Genomic DNA, 15,033 nt, shown 5'->3' on the forward strand with positions numbered 1-15,033 from the left:
AGGGCTGGGTTTATCGGCCGGCAGCCGGCGCCTCCACGGCTTCCACGGTCTCGGCCGCGCCGCGCGGGGGAACGCGCAGCAGGCTGGTCAGTCCGCCCGCCAGGGTGAGGGCGGCGGCCAGGGCGAGGCCGAGGCGCGGCGCCGCCTCCGGGCCGGCCAGCAGCGAGAACAGCACGGTCATGAGCACCGCGCCGGCGGTCTGCCCGACCAGACGCGCGGTGCCTTGCATCCCTCCCGCGGCGCCGCTGCGCGCCTTGGGCACGGTCAGCAGCATGTTGCGGTTGTTGGGCGTCTGGAACAGCCCGAAGCCGAAACCGCACATCACCATGAAGGCCAGCAGCGGCCGCGGGTCCTGCTCCAGCGGCCAGACCGCCGCCAGGGCGAGGCCGGCGGAGAGGAGCAGGCCTCCCACCGCGCACAGCCAGCCCGTGCCGACGCGGTCGGACAGCCGGCCGGCGATGGGGGCGGCGACGGCGGTCGCCAGCGGCCACGGCACCAGGAACAGCCCCGCCGTGACGATGCCCTGGCCCAGCCCGTGCTGCAGGTAGAAGGGCAGGGCCACGGCGGCGGCCATCTGGCCGGTGAAGCAGAGGACGGAGGCGACCACCGACAGGCGGAAGGAGCGCACCCGCAACAGGTCGAGCGGCACCAGCGGCGCCTCGCGGTCCTTTTCGCGCCGGACCAGTCCGGCGAGGCAGAGCGCCGCCGCCAGCAGCAGCGCACCGCCGCGCAGGGGCTGCGCCGCGACGGTTTCGGCCCCCATCACCAGGGCGGCGAAGAACCCGGCGTTGAGGGCGACGCTGGCGGGATCGAGGCGGCGTTTGGTTCCCACAACGGCGGGCAGCGCGCGGGCGGTCGCCAGAACCACGATCCCGACCGGAATGTTGACCGCGAACAGGAACGGCCAGGGGGCGACGGCGAGGATGCCCGCCCCGATCGTCGGCCCCGCCGCCGAGGCGAGCGCGATGGCCAGGGCGTTCCAGCCGATGGCGGCGCCGAGCAGCCGCTGCGGATAGACGAAGCGCAGCAGCGCGACGCCCAGCGCCATCACCGCCGCCCCGCCGAGCCCCTGGACGAAGCGCGCGGCGATCAGCCAGGGCAGCGTCGGCGCCAGGGCGCAGCCAGCGGACGCTACGGTGAACAGCAGCACCCCACCGGCGAACACCCTCCGGTGCCCGAGGCTCTCCCCAAGGGCGCCGACGGGCAGGAGCGCGATCACCAGCGCCAGCTGGTAGGCGGTGATGATCCAGACGGTGTCGGCGGGCGGAACCCCGAGGGTGTTCGCGACGGTCGGCAGGGCGATGTTGGCGATGGCGCCGTCGAGCACGACGAGCACGATCGCGGCGATGACGGACGCGGCGGCCACGGCGCGGCGCGGCATGGGCAGCCCGTCCGGATGTGGGGAATCGGGTGTTCGGGCGAGGGTGGAACGGGGCATCGGCGTCTCCAACAGGGGTTGGATCAATGTCGCTCTCCGCTTGGCATGGCGGAAGACGCCGCCTGTGCAGGTTATTCCTGCATGGGGCGCCATGTGTTAGCCTCGGGATCCATGGCCGACCCCGATCTCAACCTGCTCATCGCGCTCGACGCGCTGCTGGCGGAAGGCAGCGTCGTCAAGGCGGCGCGGCGGCTCGGCCTCAGCGAGTCCGCAATGAGCCGCACCCTGGCGCGCCTGCGCGAGGTCACCGGGGACCCGCTGCTCGTCCGGGCCGGGCGCGGCCTCGTCCCGACGCCGCGGGCCATCCAGTTGCGCGAGCGGGTGCCCAACCTCGCCGAGGAGGTCCGCGCGGTGCTGCGTCCGGCGGAGGCCATCGACATCGCCCGGCTGGAGCGCAGCTTCACCCTGCGCGCCAGCGAGAGCTTCATCGAGGTCTACGCCGCCCGGCTGGTCGGCCGCGTCGCCGCCGAAGCCCCCGGCGTCCTGCTGCGTTTCGCGCCGCGGGGGAACCGCGACGCGCAGGCGTTGCGCGACGGTCTGATCGATCTCGACATCGGGGTGCATTCGGAAACCACGCCTGAGCTGAAGGTGCAGAGCCTGCTCCGCGACCGGCTCGTCGCCGTCGTGCGGGAGGGCCATCCGCTGACCCGACTGGAGACGGTGACGCCGGAACAGTACGCCGCCTGCAGCCATGTGCTGACCTCGCGGCGCGGGTTGGTGCGGGACCGGATGGACGAGGCGCTGGCCGCCCTCGGCCTTGCCCGCAAGGTGGTGGCGGTGGTGCCGAGCTTCCCGGCGGCCCTGGCGATCGTCCGCGCCTCCGACCTGACCGCCCTGGTGTCCGAGCGTCAGGTCGCCGCGGGCGTGGCCGGGGTCCGCATTCTGCCGCTTCCCATTGCCTTGGACGAGGTCGTGGTGACGCAGATGTGGCATCCCCGGCAGGACGCCGACCCGGCTCACCGCTGGCTGCGCGGGGTGGTGCTTGGCGCCTGCCGTGAGGCGGCGGTATCCCCCTTATGACCTGCCAACCATGAGTTGGTCGGGCCGGTACGCATCGTCACCCTGTCCCCGGTGCATTCTGCCAAGCAAGCCGCCCATCGCCCAGCCGTCCACACTTCACCGCGGCAGCCCGCGTGGCGGGGCAGCAAGTAAGAATGCGACTTGTTCGCAATTGCATTCTGCCCTATAGGTCTGGCCTCTCGGGGTCGGAATCCGGGGCCCTGTTCAATCCGGTGGCTGGGAGGCCGATCCATGCCGTTCCATCCCAGAATGCAAAGCAGCACGGAAGGGTTCACCATCCTCGGGGACCTTCAGTGGCGCGCCTGGAACGGGATGATCGCCGACATCTGGAACGTCGCCTGCGACCAGAACGGCCAGGGCGAGTATGTGTCCGAAGCCCCGCGGCTGGTGGTGGTCCTCGATCAGGTGGGGGAGGGCGGGCTGCACGTCACGGCCTCGCCCGGCCGCGGCGAGGCCGGACGGCTCAGCCGGCGCGAGCCGCTGAGCTATGTGCCCGCCGGCCTGCGGGTGTGGTCGCGCACGGTGAACGTCCGCCGGCTCACCCATCTCGACCTCCATTTCGACATGTCCGTGCTGGGGGGCCGCGTCGCGGACGGGCTGGACGTCCGGGGCATGGAACGGCCGCGGCTGAATTTCGCGGATGACCGCCTGTTCGCTCTGGCCCGCCTGATCGCGGCGGAATGCCGGACCTCGGCGAACCTGCACGACCTCTACGGCGAGAGCCTGATGGCCGCGCTGTTCGTCGGCCTCGCGCAGGCGGAACCCGTCGCCGAGCGCAAGCGGGGGCAACTGCCGCCGCGCCTGTTGAGGCGCGTCACCGACTACATCGAGGAGCATTGCGGCCGTCCCATCCGATTGCAGGAGCTGGCCGAGCTGACCGGCCTGTCCACCACCCATTTCTGCACCGCCTTCAAGGCCTCGACCGGCCTGCCGCCCCACAAATGGCAGATGCGGGTCCGCGTGGAGCGGGCCAAGAGCCTGCTGACCGGATCGGACATGACGCTGGCGGCCGCCGCGGTGATGGCGGGTTTCTCCGATCAGGCGCACCTGACGCGCGTCTTCCGCCAGATCGTCGGCACCACGCCCGCCGCGTGGCTGCGCAACCAGACCGGCTGAGCCGGGCATCGCCCGACGCACCGCCCGACGCACTCTGGGACCGACGAATGCCGGAAGATCGTCCAACCCGTCCAAAGACCGTTCAATCGCGCCGCTTCATGCACATGCTAATCATTCGCAACAACGCAGGCTCTTCGGGACCCGCCGGTCCGAAGGCGTTTCGCGGATGCCGCATACAGTCCGAGGCCGATTGCGATGAGTGATATTTCCCAAAAGCGACTGACCCGCTTCCTCTTGAGCAGCACGGCGCTCGCCGCCCTGCTGGTGCCGGCGCTCGCCCAGGCGCAGGGAACGACCGCTCCGGCGGTTCTGGCTCCGGTGACCGTCGAGGGTGACCGGGCCGCCGACACCGCGACCAGCCCGGTCCGCGGCTACGTGCCCGGCCGCTCGGCCACGGGGTCCAAGACCGACATTCCGCTGGAGGCGGTCCCGCAATCCGTCTCGGTGATCGGGCGCGAGGAGATGGACGACCGCGGCGCGCAGAAGGTGGACGAGGCGCTGCGCTACACCCCCGGCGTCTTCAGCCAGCCTTTCGGCTCGGACAGCGACACCGACTGGATCTTCATCCGCGGCTTCCAGGCGACGCAGACCGGCATCTACCAGGACGGGCTCCAGCTCTACAGCTACGGCTTCGGCGGGCAGTTCGTGGACAGCTACACGCTGGAGCGGATCGAGGTGCTGCGCGGCGCCTCCTCCGTGCTTTACGGCGGCAGCAACCCCGGCGGTCTGGTGAATTACGTCACCAAGCGGCCCGGCGACACGCCGGTGCGCTCGGTCGAGGCGGGGATCAACCAGCACGGCACCGCCCATCTGGGTGTGGACGTCGGCGGCGCCATCGACCCGACGCTGAGCTACCGGCTGACCGGCCGCATCGCCGGCGGCGACAGCTACACCGATTTCGCGGACGGCTTCCGCGGCACCATCTCGCCCAGCGTCAAGTGGTCGCCGAACGACCGCAGCACGCTGACGGTGCTGACCAACTACACCGACATCGACGAGACGCACAACGGCGGTGCCTTCCTGCCCTATGTCGGCACGGTGAAGCCGGCTTCCTTCGGGCGCATCGACCGCAAGGCCAACTTCACCGAGCCGGATATCGACACCTACAGGCGCCGTCAGGCCTCCGTCGGCTACGAGTTCGAGCATCGCTTCGACAACGACCTGACCTTCCGCCAGAACGCCCGCTACGGCTACAGCCGGGTCCACGAGGTCTCGGTCTACCCTTACGGCTACAACGCCTTCTCGGCGGTGCCGACCGACCCGGACAATCGGCTGTCGCGCATCAATTTCGAGCACACGACCAAGGTCAACACCTTCCTGATCGACAACCAGCTCGAATCCAAGTGGCAGACCGGCCCGGTCGCCCACACGGCGCTGGTCGGCGTCGATTACAAGTATTTCAAGATGGATCAGGTGCAGGCCTCCGGCTCGGCCACGCCGATCAGCGCCACCAACCCCGTCTACGGCGCCGCGCAGGGGCAGCGCTTCTCTTACATCGACCAGGAGCTGACGATGGGTCAGCTCGGCGTCTATCTCCAGGACCAGATGCGCTTCGGCCAGGGCTTCCTGGTGACGCTGAACGGGCGCTACGACATCGCCTCGACCGACGCCGACGGCACGCCCGCCTACGACGGCAAGGACGGGAAGTTCAGCGGGCGCGCCGGTCTGGCCTACGAGTTCGCCAACGGCGTGACGCCCTATGTCAGCGCCTCCACGTTCTTCAACCCGGTGCTGGGATCGTCGGCGGCGGCCGGCGTGTTCAAGCCGGAAACCGGCCAGCAGGTCGAGGTCGGCGTGAAGTACCGCCCGGCCTGGATGGACGCCATCTTCACCGCGGCCCTGTTCGACCTGACGCGCACCAACGTGGTGACCGGACCCTTCAACGCCGAGACGCAGCTGGGCGAGGTCAATTCGCGCGGCATCGAGCTTGAGGCCAAGGCCAACATCACCCCGAACCTGAAGGCGCTCGCCTCCTTCACCGCGCTCGACCTCGACATCAAGAAGGACGCCAACCCGGCGCTGGTCGGCAAGACCCCCTACATCGTGCCGCAGGTCCAGGGCTCGGCCTTCCTCGACTACACCTTCCGGGAAAACGCGCTGGACGGCGTGTCGGTGGGCGGCGGCGTGCGCTACGTCGGCTCGTCCTGGGCCGACAACGAGAACACGCTGAAGGTCCCCGCCGCCACCGTCTTCGACGCGCGGATCGGCTACAAGCCCGCCGCCTGGGGCGTGAATCTCGCGGTCACCAACCTGTTCGACAAGGAGTATGTGGCGAGCTGCCAGACCCAGTTCTCCTGCGGCTACGCCGAGGGGCGGACGGCTCTGCTGACCGTCAACATGACGTGGTGACCAGGTTAAATCCCCTCTCCCCTCTGGGGAGAGGGTTAGGGTGAGGGGGGTGTGCTTTTGCCGAACGTAAAACCAGGACCGATGAGACCGGACCAGACCCAACCCCTCTACGACCTTGACGGCGTGAGTTTCTCCGTTGCCGGACGGGCGATCCTGTCGGGACTGTCGCTCCGGCTGGATCCGGGGCGGATCTATGGGCTGGTCGGTCCCAACGGGTCGGGCAAGAGCACGCTGATCCGCCTGCTGGCCCGCCAGCAGCCGCCAAGCAGCGGAAGCATCCGCTGCCTTGGGACGGACCTCGCGCGGATCGGCGACCGCGACTTCGCGCGCACCGTCGCCTACATGCCGCAATTCACCCCGCCCGCCGAGGGCATGACGGTGCGGGAGCTGGTGGCGCTCGGCCGTTTTCCCTGGCACGGCGCGCTCGGCCGCTTCGGGGCGGAGGACGCCGCCAAGGTGGCGGAGGCCATCGCCGAAACCCACCTGGACGCCTTCGCCGACCGGCTGGTCGACAGCCTGTCGGGCGGCGAGCGGCAGCGCGTCTGGCTGGCGATGATGCTGGCCCAGGACACGCGCTGCCTGCTGCTCGACGAGCCGACCTCGGCGCTGGACATCGCCAGTCAGGTGGAGCTGCTGGGGCTGGTGCGCCGGCTGAGCCGGGCGCGCGGCATCGGCGCGGTCATCGTTCTCCACGACATCAACATGGCGGCCAGCGTCTGCGACGAGATCCTGGCGATGCGCAACGGCGCGCTGATCGCCCAGGGCACGCCGGATGCCATCATGACCGGCGAGACGCTGGGGGCCATCTACCGCCTTGCCATGGCGACCGTCCCGCACCCGGTGACCGGGAAGCCGATCGGTTGCGTGCTGTGACGGGGCGGGCGACGATTACCCGCCGCCACGCGCTGGGCCTTGCCGCCGGAGCGGTGCTGCTGCCCCGCCTCGGGCACGCCGCCTCCGGGCGGCGGGTCGCCGCCATCGACTGGGCAGGGCTGGAGACGGCGCTTGCGCTCGGCATCGTGCCGGTCGCCGCGACCGAGCTGATCCAGTTCCGCAAGACCGTCGTTGAGCCGGAGGTTCCGGACTCGGTGATCGACCTCGGCCTGCGCGGCATGCCGAATTACGAGGCGCTGACGCTGGCCGAGCCGGACCTCATCCTCACCTCCAACTATTACGAGGGTCAGCGGGGCAGCCTGGAGCGGGTGGCGGAAACCCTGTCGCTGCCGATCTACCAGCCGGGCGTTCCGCCCTACGGGCTGGCGGCGGAGGCCGCGGTGACCCTTGGCCGGGCGCTGGGCCGGGAGGCAAAGGCACGCGCCTTCGTCGCCGGGGCCGACGCGGAGATCGCCCGGCTGGGCGACTCCTTGCGCGGCGCGGTCCGCCGCCCGGTGCTCGCGATCAACTTCGGCGATGCCCGCCATGTCCGCGCCTTCGGCGACGACAGCATGTTCGGCGCGGTGCTCCAGCGGCTGGGGCTGCGCAACGCCTGGGCCTCGCAATCGAGCTACAGCGCCGCCGCGCCGCTGGGGATCGAGGCGCTGGCCCGGATGCCGGACGCCATCACCGTCGTCGTTCCGCCGCTGCCCTCCGACGTGGTGCGGGGGCTGGACGACAGCGCCCTGTGGCAGGCCCTGCCGATGGTTCGGAACCAGCGGGTGAGCGTGATCGAGCCGGTGAACCATTTCGGCGGGCTGCCGGCGGCGCTGCGCTTCGCCCGCCTCGTCACCGCCGCCCTGCTGCGGCCGGAGACCGTCCGCCATGGCTGAGCGCATGGCCGTCAACCGAATCCTGCTGTGGAGCGGGCTGGCGCTGGCCGCCGCCCTTCTGTCGATCCGGCAGATCGCCGGGCACGCCGCGGCGCCATCCATGCCCTTGCCGCCGGACGCCGCGTGGTTGGACGGCGTCATCCTCTATCACAGCGTGCTGCCGCGCATCGCGGTGGCGCTGGTCGCCGGGGCGGCGCTCGGCCTTTCGGGGCTGCTGCTTCAGCGCGTTCTGCGCAACCCGCTGGCCGAGCCCTCGACGCTCGGCGTGTCGGCGGGTGCCCAACTCGCCCTGACACTGGGGATGCTCTACGCCCCGGCGCTGATGGACGGCGCGCGGGAGGGGGTGGCGCTGGCCGGCGGGCTGGCGGCGGTCGGGCTGATTCTCGCCATGACGTGGCGGCGCGGGCTGGAGCCGGTGGCCGTCATGCTGGCCGGCATGATGGTCGCCCTGACCGCGACCATGGGCAGTGCCGCGCTGATCCTCGCCAACGGGGAGTATCTCTTCTCCATCTTCCTCTGGGGCGGCGGGGCGCTGGCCCAGCAGAGCTGGGGGCCGACGCTGACCATCGCCGTCCGGCTGCTGATCGGCATCGGCGCCGCGTTCCTGCTGATGCGCCCGCTGGCCATCCTCGGGCTGGACGACGCCAGCGCCCGCAGCCTCGGCGTCGCCCTCAACGCCACGCGCTTCGGCGTCATCGGGGTCGCGGTCTGGCTGGCGGCCAGCGTGACGGCGGAGGTCGGGGTGATCGGCTTCGTCGGTCTGGCCGCCCCGGCGCTGGCCCATCTCAGCGGCGCGCGGACCCAGGGCCGGAGGCTGGTCGCTGCACCCCTGATCGGCGCGCTTCTGCTCTGGCTGACCGACGGGCTGGTGCAGCTTCTGGCCGGGGTGGACGGGGAGCGGGTGCCGACCGGAGCGGCGACGGCGCTGCTCGGCGGCCCGCTGCTGCTCTGGCTGCTGCCGCGCCTGCGCATGTTCGAATGGCCGTCGCTGAACAGCCGTCCCGCGCCGTCGCGCCGCAGCCCGCACCCGTACCGGCTGATCGCCCTGTTCGCCGTCCTCGGCGCCGTTGCCGTGGGCCTCGCGCTCACGGTCGGCACCGGGCCGGGCGGCTGGACGCTGTCCACCGGCCCGCTGCTCGACACGCTGCTGGGCTGGCGCGGCCCCCGCGTGACGGTCGCGGCGGCGGCGGGCGCGATGCTGGCCGCCGCCGGAATGCTGTTGCAGCGGGTGACCGCCAACCCGCTGGCCAGCCCGGAAATCCTCGGCGTCGGCACCGGGGCTGGCGTCGGGCTGACCGCCGCGCTGTTCCTCGTCGCGGCCCCCGGCTTCGGCGTGCAGCTCGCCGCGTCGGCGGCGGGGGCGGTGCTGACTCTGGCCGCCATGCTGGCCCTGTCGCTGCGCGCCGGCTTCGGGCCGGAGCGGCTTCTGCTGGCCGGCATCGCCATGAGCGCCCTGTGCAGCGCCGTGCTGACCGCGGTCATCGCCACCGGCACGCCGCAAGCCTTCGCCCTGCTGCGCTGGCTGAGCGGTTCGACCAACGAGGCCGGTCCGGGCGACGCCTGGTTCTGCGCCGGTGTGGCGGTGCTTCTGCTGGCGGTCCTGCCGCTGACCGTCAAATGGCTGGAGATCCTGCCGCTGGGCGATGTGACGGCGCGGGCCGTCGGGCTGCCGGTGCGGCGCTGCCGTATCCTGCTGGTGCTGCTGGCCGGGCTGCTGACCGCGGCGGCGGCGCTGTTCGTCGGGCCGCTGAGCTTCATCGGGCTGATCGCGCCGCATCTCGCCCGGCTGGCCGGGCTGGGCCGCCCGCTTCAGCAGGGGATCGGGGCGGTGCTGATCGGCGCCGGGCTGATGGTGATGTCGGACTGGCTGGCCCGTACCGTCGCTTTCCCCTATCAATTGCCCCTTGGTCTTTTTGCCGCGCTGCTCGCCGGCCCCTATCTGGTCTGGCTGCTCGGCCGCTCCAACGCCCGCAGCCCGTGATCCATCTCGTTCACTCCTCCGCCGTTCACCCTTCTGCCGTTCCGCAATGAGAAGAGCCATGCTCCGCCGCTTCCTCTCCTACTACCGCCCCTTCACCGGCCTGCTGGTCCTCGACATCGTCTGCGCCGTCCTGTCGGGCCTGCTGGAGCTGGGGTTCCCGATGGCCGTGCGCGCCTTCGTGGACCAGCTCCTGCCGACCCAGGACTGGCCGCTGATCGTCGCCGCCACGGTGGCGCTGCTGGCGATCTACATGGCGAACGGCGGTCTGATGGCCATCGTGACCTACTGGGGCCACATGCTCGGCGTGAACATCGAGACGGAGATGCGCCGCAAGAGCTTCGACCATCTGCAGAAGCTCTCCTTCAGCTTCTACGACAACAACAAGACGGGCCATCTCGTCGGGCGGGTCACCCGCGACCTGGACGAGATCGGCGAGGTGGCGCACCACGGTCCCGAGGACCTGCTGATCGCGGTGATGACCTTCGTCGGCGCATTTATTCTGATGGCGGTGGTGCATCTGCCGCTGGCGCTGATCACCGCGGCCATCGTTCCGGTGATCGCCTTCGTGACCAGCCGCTACGGCGGGCGGATGACGAAGAACTGGCAGGCGCTCTACTCCCGCGTCGGCGACTTCAACGTCCGCATCGAGGAGAATGTCGGCGGCATGCGCGTGGTCCAGGCCTTCACCAACGAGGACCACGAGCGCAAGCTGTTCGCCGAGGACAACGACCGCTACCGCACCACCAAGCTCGCCGCCTACAAGATCATGGCGGCCTCGATGACGCTCAGCTACATGAGCATGCGGCTGATCCTGATCGTCGTCATGCTGACCGGCGCCCATTTCGTGCTGGTGGGCGAGCTGACCCAGGGCGGCTTCTTCGCCTTCCTGCTGCTGGTCAACACCTTCTTCCGCCCGATCGAGAAGATCAACGCGGTCATCGAAACCTACCCCCGCGGCATCGCCGGCTTCCGCCGCTACACCCAGCTCCTCGACACCCAGCCGGACATCGCGGATGCGCCCGACGCCGTCCCGGCCCCGGCGCTGAAGGGCGACATCCGCTATGAGGGCGTGTCTTTCGGCTATGACCCGGCGCGCCCGGTGTTGAAGGGCATCGACCTGTCGATCAAGGCCGGTTCGACCATCGCCTTCGTCGGGCCGTCGGGCGCCGGCAAGACGACGATCTGCTCGCTGCTGCCGCGCTTCTACGAGGTCATGGCGGGGCGCATCACCATTGATGGGCTGGACATCCGCGCCATGACGCTGGCCTCGCTGCGCCGGCAGATCGGCATCGTCCAGCAGGACGTCTTCCTGTTCGGCGGCACGATCCGCGAGAACATCGCCTACGGCCGTCTCGGCGCCGGCGACGCGGAAATCATGGAGGCGGCGCGGCGGGCCCATCTCGACGGGCTGATCGCCTCCCTGCCGGAGGGGCTGGACACCGTCATCGGGGAGCGCGGCGTGAAGCTGTCCGGCGGGCAGAAGCAGCGCCTGACCATCGCCCGCATGTTCCTGAAGAACCCGCCCATCCTGATCTTGGACGAGGCGACCTCCGCGCTCGACACCCAGACCGAGCGGGAGATCCAGAAATCGCTGATGGAACTGGCGGAGGGGCGGACCACCCTGGTCATCGCCCACCGCTTGGCGACCATCCGCAACGCCGACGAGGTCTATGTCGTCGGCACCGACGGCGGGATTCAGCGCATCACGCATGAGGAACTGGCGGCGCGCGGCTGATCGCGCCGCGCCTCAGGCGGCGGAGTGGCACCATTCCGCCTTCGGCCTGTTTCCGGACTGCGTCACAGGCAGGAGGGCGACATGGCATCGCGCGCCGAGCGCACCGACCCCCGTTTGTGGGAGACGGTGAAGGCAAGCGTCTTGAAGGGCGGCAAGGGCGGCGAACCCGGCCAGTGGTCCGCCCGCAAGGCTCAGATGGCCGTTCAGGAATACAAGCGGTGCGGCGGCGGCTACACGGGCTCCAAGAGCGCGGACAACAGCCTGAGCCAGTGGACCGACGAGGAGTGGGGCACGCGCTCCGGCAAGCCGAGCGGGGAAACGGGGGAACGGTACCTTCCCCGGCAGGCCCGCGAACACCTGTCCGAAGCAGACTATCGGCGCACCAGCGACAGGAAGCGCGCCGACACGAAGAAGGGCAGGCAGTTCTCAAAGCAGCCGGACGACATTGCCCGGAAGACGGCGCCGTTCCGGCACCATGCCGACGAGAACGCGACCCGCGCGGCCCTCTACGAGAAGGCGAAGGAGCGGAATCTGCCCGGCCGTTCCCGCATGAACAAGGAGGAGCTGCAAAAGGCGCTCTCCTGATCCAAGCAGCCCTTCAAGCATCCCACAGCCGCGATGCGAGAGGATGGCCTTCACTGATGGCCCGATGCAGAAAAAAAAGCGGGGCGTGGGTTACTCGCGCATCAGCTTCGGCAGGTCCATGGCAACCCGGCCGATGTCTTCGCGGCGCAGGCCACGAGCGGCCAGTTCGGCCCGGCTCAAGGCTGACAGCTCACGATAAGCGGTGTAGGCGGCCGAGGCCTCGAACCAGGCGCTGACGAACTCACGAACGCCCTTGACGATCCCCGACAGCCGGCCGTCATGATCGATGTGCGACGCGGTGGTGTAAGCCATGGTCCATCTCCTTCTTGTCTGGTGGAGACGACTTTACGCTGGCATACCAAATACCAGATACGTGAAGTGTGCAACGCAGAACGGCAGGAAAATTACGGCCAGTCCAAGCATTTGTGATGCGAATTGTCCGCGTCGCAAGCCGTGTGCCCACCGCTCTCCACGCCGGCTCCGACCGCCTCCTTCCGTCCAGGCCATGGGCGGTGCCGTCGTCGCCAAGGTGTGTCGGCCGGGTTCGCCGGAATCCGTTCGACAGCTGTTGCAGCCTCATGGTTTAAGGGTGGGTGACACAGCACAACGCCGGGTCCTGGTTGCGGGGATCGGAAACAAGCCCCGGTCGAGCGCGCGGAAGCAGGCGGGCAGGAATTCTCCATGGCGACGGTGCAGGAAGCGCTGGGACTCGCGGTCGAATATCATCTTCAGGGTGGATTGACGGAGGCCAGGGAGCTTTACGGCCGAATCCTTGCTGTCGAGCCGGACCAGCCTCACGCCTTGCACCTGTTGGGCGTGCTCGATGGGCAGGAAGGCCGCCCGGTGCAGGCAATGGCGCGGATCCGTCGGGCCATCGCCAGCGCTCCGGATATTGCCGACTTCCACGCCAACATCGGTAAATTGGCAATGGCGCTGAGCCGAACGGACGAGGCGGCCGCGCATCACCGCCGGGCGCTGACGCTGCGCCCCGGCCATCCGGATGCGCTCGCCGGTCTGGCGCCGGTGCTGGCCGAGGGCGTCCCGACCGACGAGGCCGTGTCGGTGCTCAGGCAACTCCTGCGCCTGACGCCTGAGGATGGCGGCCTGTGCTTCTCCCTCGCACGGATGTTGCGGGCGCGGGGAGAGGCGGCGGAAGCGGCGGCGGCTTATCGCCGTCTCATCGTGCTCGACCCCACCCACGTTGCAGCCTGCAACAACCTGGGCAATCTGCTGCGTGCCGGCGGTGCCGTGGAGCGGGCGGTGGCGTTCTTCCGCTGCGCCACGCGGCTTGCGCCCGGCTCCGCGATGATGCCGGTCAATCTCGGCGCGGCGCTCGCCGAACTCGGACGCACCGAGGCGGCGATGGCGGCGTTCCGTCGGGCAATCGCCTGCCAGCCCGACAACGGCGACGCCTATTTCGGGCTCGGCAGCGCGCTCTCCGGGCCTTGCCCATCCGACGGCTTGCGGGTGTTGAGCCACGGGCTGCGCGCCGCCCCGGACCATCCGGGATTGCTGTACGCGTTGGGAGTGCTCCATGCCGGCCGAGGCGAAGACGCCGTGGCCACCGGCTTTTGGGCTCGGGGGGTGGAGGTGGTGCCGGAGGATGCCGCCTGCCGGATGGCCTTGTGTGTCGGACAGCTCCGCCACGTTTACGCCGATGGAGCGGAACTGGCGTCCCGACGGGACGCCTACGCGCGCCACCTCGCCGCGCTCGACGGGCTGATCGGCCCCAGCGCGCCGATGGAAGCGCGGCGGAGCGCCTGCGACCTTGCGGGCTCGCATCTGCCCTTCCTGCTGGCCTACCAGGGCATGGACAACCGGTCTCTGCAGGAGACCTACGGGGGCATCATGGCGGGGCTGATGGCGGCGCGTCTGGGGAGCCGCATCCTCACCAGCCTGGAAACGTCCCGCGGATGCACACGCCCCCGGGTGGCCCGGACACGGCTGCGGGTCGGGATCGTCTCGTCCTATTTCCACGACCATTCGGTGTGGCGGGCGATCCTGGCCGGCTGGCTGACCCGGCTCGATCCGGAGCGGTTCACCCTTCTGGGATATCATGTCACGGGGGAGGAGGATGCGTGCACCGCGCTGGCCGCGTCGCGTTGCGCGGTGTTCCGGCGCGGACTCGGCGCCGTGGAGCGCTGGGCGGAGACCATCGTCGCCGACCGGCCCGACGTTCTGCTCTTCCCCGAGGTCGGCATGGAGCCCATGACCTATCGGCTCGCGGCGCTGCGCCTGGCCGCGGTGCAAGCCGTGGCATGGGGGCACCCCGATACGACGGGGCTTCCCACCCTCGACCATTACCTGTCGGGCGATCTTCTGGAGCCACCCGATGGAGACGCCTTCTACAGCGAGCGTCTGGTCCGGCTGCCCAACCTCGGTTGCCATGTGGAACCCACGCGGCGGCCCGCCGTGTCGGTCACGCGCGGCCGGCTCGGCTTGCCCGACGGGGCGCCCGCCTTCCTGTGCAGTCAAAGCCTGTTCAAATATCTGCCGCAGCACGACCATGTGTTTCCTTCCATCGCCGCAGCCGTGCCCGGCAGCCGGTTCCTGTTCTTCCGGCACCGCCAAGCCACCGTCACCCGCAGCTTGGAAGACCGGCTGGAACGGGCTTTCGCCGCCCACGGCCTCGACGGCCGGGAACATTGCGTCTTTGCCGACCAACTCGACCATGACGCGTATCTCGCCACGCTGCGGGTGATGGACGTCTACCTCGACAGCATCGGGTTTTCCGGATTCAACACGGCCCTGCAGGCGGTGGAGGCGGGGCTTCCGGTGGTGACCGTGCGGGGGCGTTTCATGCGCGGACGGCTTGCCGCCGCCCTGCTGGACCGCCTCGGCATGGCTGATACCGTCGCCGAGAGCCCGGAGGATTTCATCGAGGACGCCATTCTCCTGGGGCGTGACCCTGCGGCGCGGACCATCCGCAAAGCCCGCCAGACCGACGCGCTTCCCGCCGTTTATCGCGATCAGGCGGCCATCGTCGGATTGGAGCGTTTTCTGACGGGATAACCCTGACGGCTTCTTGCGTAAAGAAAAGGGC

At 69.9% G+C, this 15,033-nt stretch carries 11 protein-coding genes; 9 read left to right on the forward strand and 2 right to left on the reverse strand.

Going from position 1 to position 15,033, the window contains the following annotated elements; genetic code table 11:
* Positions 1–10: 10 nt before the first annotated feature.
* On the reverse strand, positions 11–1,438 hold the full coding sequence (locus AMK58_RS14275) for an MFS transporter (RefSeq protein ID WP_079285763.1): 1,428 nt from the start codon (positions 1,436–1,438) through the stop codon (positions 11–13).
* 111 nt (positions 1,439–1,549) lie between these two features.
* On the opposite strand from AMK58_RS14275, the gene AMK58_RS14280 reads away from it, so the two are divergent.
* The 8 genes from AMK58_RS14280 (at position 1,550) to AMK58_RS14315 (ending at position 11,990) form a co-directional block, all read left to right on the forward strand.
* Complete coding sequence (locus AMK58_RS14280) at positions 1,550–2,458, forward strand: LysR family transcriptional regulator (RefSeq protein ID WP_059399093.1); 909 nt, start codon at positions 1,550–1,552, stop codon at positions 2,456–2,458.
* Positions 2,459–2,689: 231 nt separating this feature from the next.
* Positions 2,690–3,574, forward strand: coding sequence for an AraC family transcriptional regulator (locus tag AMK58_RS14285; protein WP_035677548.1), 885 nt, complete (start codon positions 2,690–2,692; stop codon positions 3,572–3,574).
* A gap of 195 nt (positions 3,575–3,769) precedes the next feature.
* Positions 3,770–5,923 carry a TonB-dependent siderophore receptor gene (locus AMK58_RS14290; protein WP_051140515.1) on the forward strand — a complete coding sequence of 718 codons (2,154 nt, stop codon included), beginning with the start codon at positions 3,770–3,772 and terminating at the stop codon, positions 5,921–5,923.
* 81 nt (positions 5,924–6,004) lie between these two features.
* Complete coding sequence (locus tag AMK58_RS14295; RefSeq protein WP_059399094.1) at positions 6,005–6,796, forward strand: ABC transporter ATP-binding protein; 792 nt, start codon at positions 6,005–6,007, stop codon at positions 6,794–6,796.
* Positions 6,793–7,689, forward strand: coding sequence for an iron-siderophore ABC transporter substrate-binding protein (locus tag AMK58_RS14300; protein ID WP_059399095.1), 897 nt, complete (start codon positions 6,793–6,795; stop codon positions 7,687–7,689). Before AMK58_RS14295 ends, AMK58_RS14300 begins: the two co-directional genes overlap by 4 nt.
* On the forward strand, positions 7,682–9,670 hold the full coding sequence (gene fhuB, locus AMK58_RS14305) for a Fe(3+)-hydroxamate ABC transporter permease FhuB (RefSeq protein WP_236778263.1): 1,989 nt from the start codon (positions 7,682–7,684) through the stop codon (positions 9,668–9,670). The genes AMK58_RS14300 and fhuB overlap by 8 nt, the downstream gene beginning before the upstream one ends.
* Before the next feature lie 58 nt (positions 9,671–9,728).
* Positions 9,729–11,405: an ABC transporter ATP-binding protein gene (locus tag AMK58_RS14310; RefSeq protein ID WP_059399096.1), complete on the forward strand. Its 1,677-nt coding sequence runs from the start codon at positions 9,729–9,731 to the stop codon at positions 11,403–11,405.
* A gap of 81 nt (positions 11,406–11,486) precedes the next feature.
* The gene (locus AMK58_RS14315) at positions 11,487–11,990 is read left to right on the forward strand and encodes a DUF5872 domain-containing protein (protein WP_035676402.1); all 504 of its coding nucleotides are present in this window, start codon (positions 11,487–11,489) and stop codon (positions 11,988–11,990) included.
* A gap of 90 nt (positions 11,991–12,080) precedes the next feature.
* On the opposite strand, the gene AMK58_RS14320 is transcribed toward AMK58_RS14315, so the two are convergent.
* Positions 12,081–12,302, reverse strand: coding sequence for a hypothetical protein (locus AMK58_RS14320; protein WP_035676404.1), 222 nt, complete (start codon positions 12,300–12,302; stop codon positions 12,081–12,083).
* Positions 12,303–12,671: 369 nt separating this feature from the next.
* Between AMK58_RS14320 and AMK58_RS14325 the strand changes: the two genes are divergently transcribed.
* Positions 12,672–15,002, forward strand: coding sequence for a tetratricopeptide repeat protein (locus AMK58_RS14325; protein WP_035676406.1), 2,331 nt, complete (start codon positions 12,672–12,674; stop codon positions 15,000–15,002).
* Positions 15,003–15,033 lie beyond the last annotated feature (31 nt).

Origin of the sequence: Azospirillum brasilense (assembly GCF_001315015.1) — a bacterium.
GTDB classification, from domain to species: Bacteria; Pseudomonadota; Alphaproteobacteria; order Azospirillales; family Azospirillaceae; genus Azospirillum; species Azospirillum brasilense.

Excerpts from the sequence above, each read along its gene's own strand:
- AMK58_RS14275 (WP_079285763.1), bottom strand. The coding sequence starts at position 1,438 with ATGCCCCGTTCCACCCTCGCCCGAACACCCGATTCCCCACATCCGGAC.
- AMK58_RS14280 (WP_059399093.1), top strand. The coding sequence starts at position 1,550 with ATGGCCGACCCCGATCTCAACCTGCTCATCGCGCTCGACGCGCTGCTG.
- AMK58_RS14285 (WP_035677548.1), top strand. The coding sequence starts at position 2,690 with ATGCCGTTCCATCCCAGAATGCAAAGCAGCACGGAAGGGTTCACCATC.
- AMK58_RS14290 (WP_051140515.1), top strand. The coding sequence starts at position 3,770 with ATGAGTGATATTTCCCAAAAGCGACTGACCCGCTTCCTCTTGAGCAGC.
- AMK58_RS14295 (WP_059399094.1), top strand. The coding sequence starts at position 6,005 with ATGAGACCGGACCAGACCCAACCCCTCTACGACCTTGACGGCGTGAGT.
- fhuB (WP_236778263.1), top strand. The coding sequence starts at position 7,682 with ATGGCTGAGCGCATGGCCGTCAACCGAATCCTGCTGTGGAGCGGGCTG.
- AMK58_RS14310 (WP_059399096.1), top strand. The coding sequence starts at position 9,729 with ATGCTCCGCCGCTTCCTCTCCTACTACCGCCCCTTCACCGGCCTGCTG.
- AMK58_RS14315 (WP_035676402.1), top strand. The coding sequence starts at position 11,487 with ATGGCATCGCGCGCCGAGCGCACCGACCCCCGTTTGTGGGAGACGGTG.
- AMK58_RS14320 (WP_035676404.1), bottom strand. The coding sequence starts at position 12,302 with ATGGCTTACACCACCGCGTCGCACATCGATCATGACGGCCGGCTGTCG.
- AMK58_RS14325 (WP_035676406.1), top strand. The coding sequence starts at position 12,672 with ATGGCGACGGTGCAGGAAGCGCTGGGACTCGCGGTCGAATATCATCTT.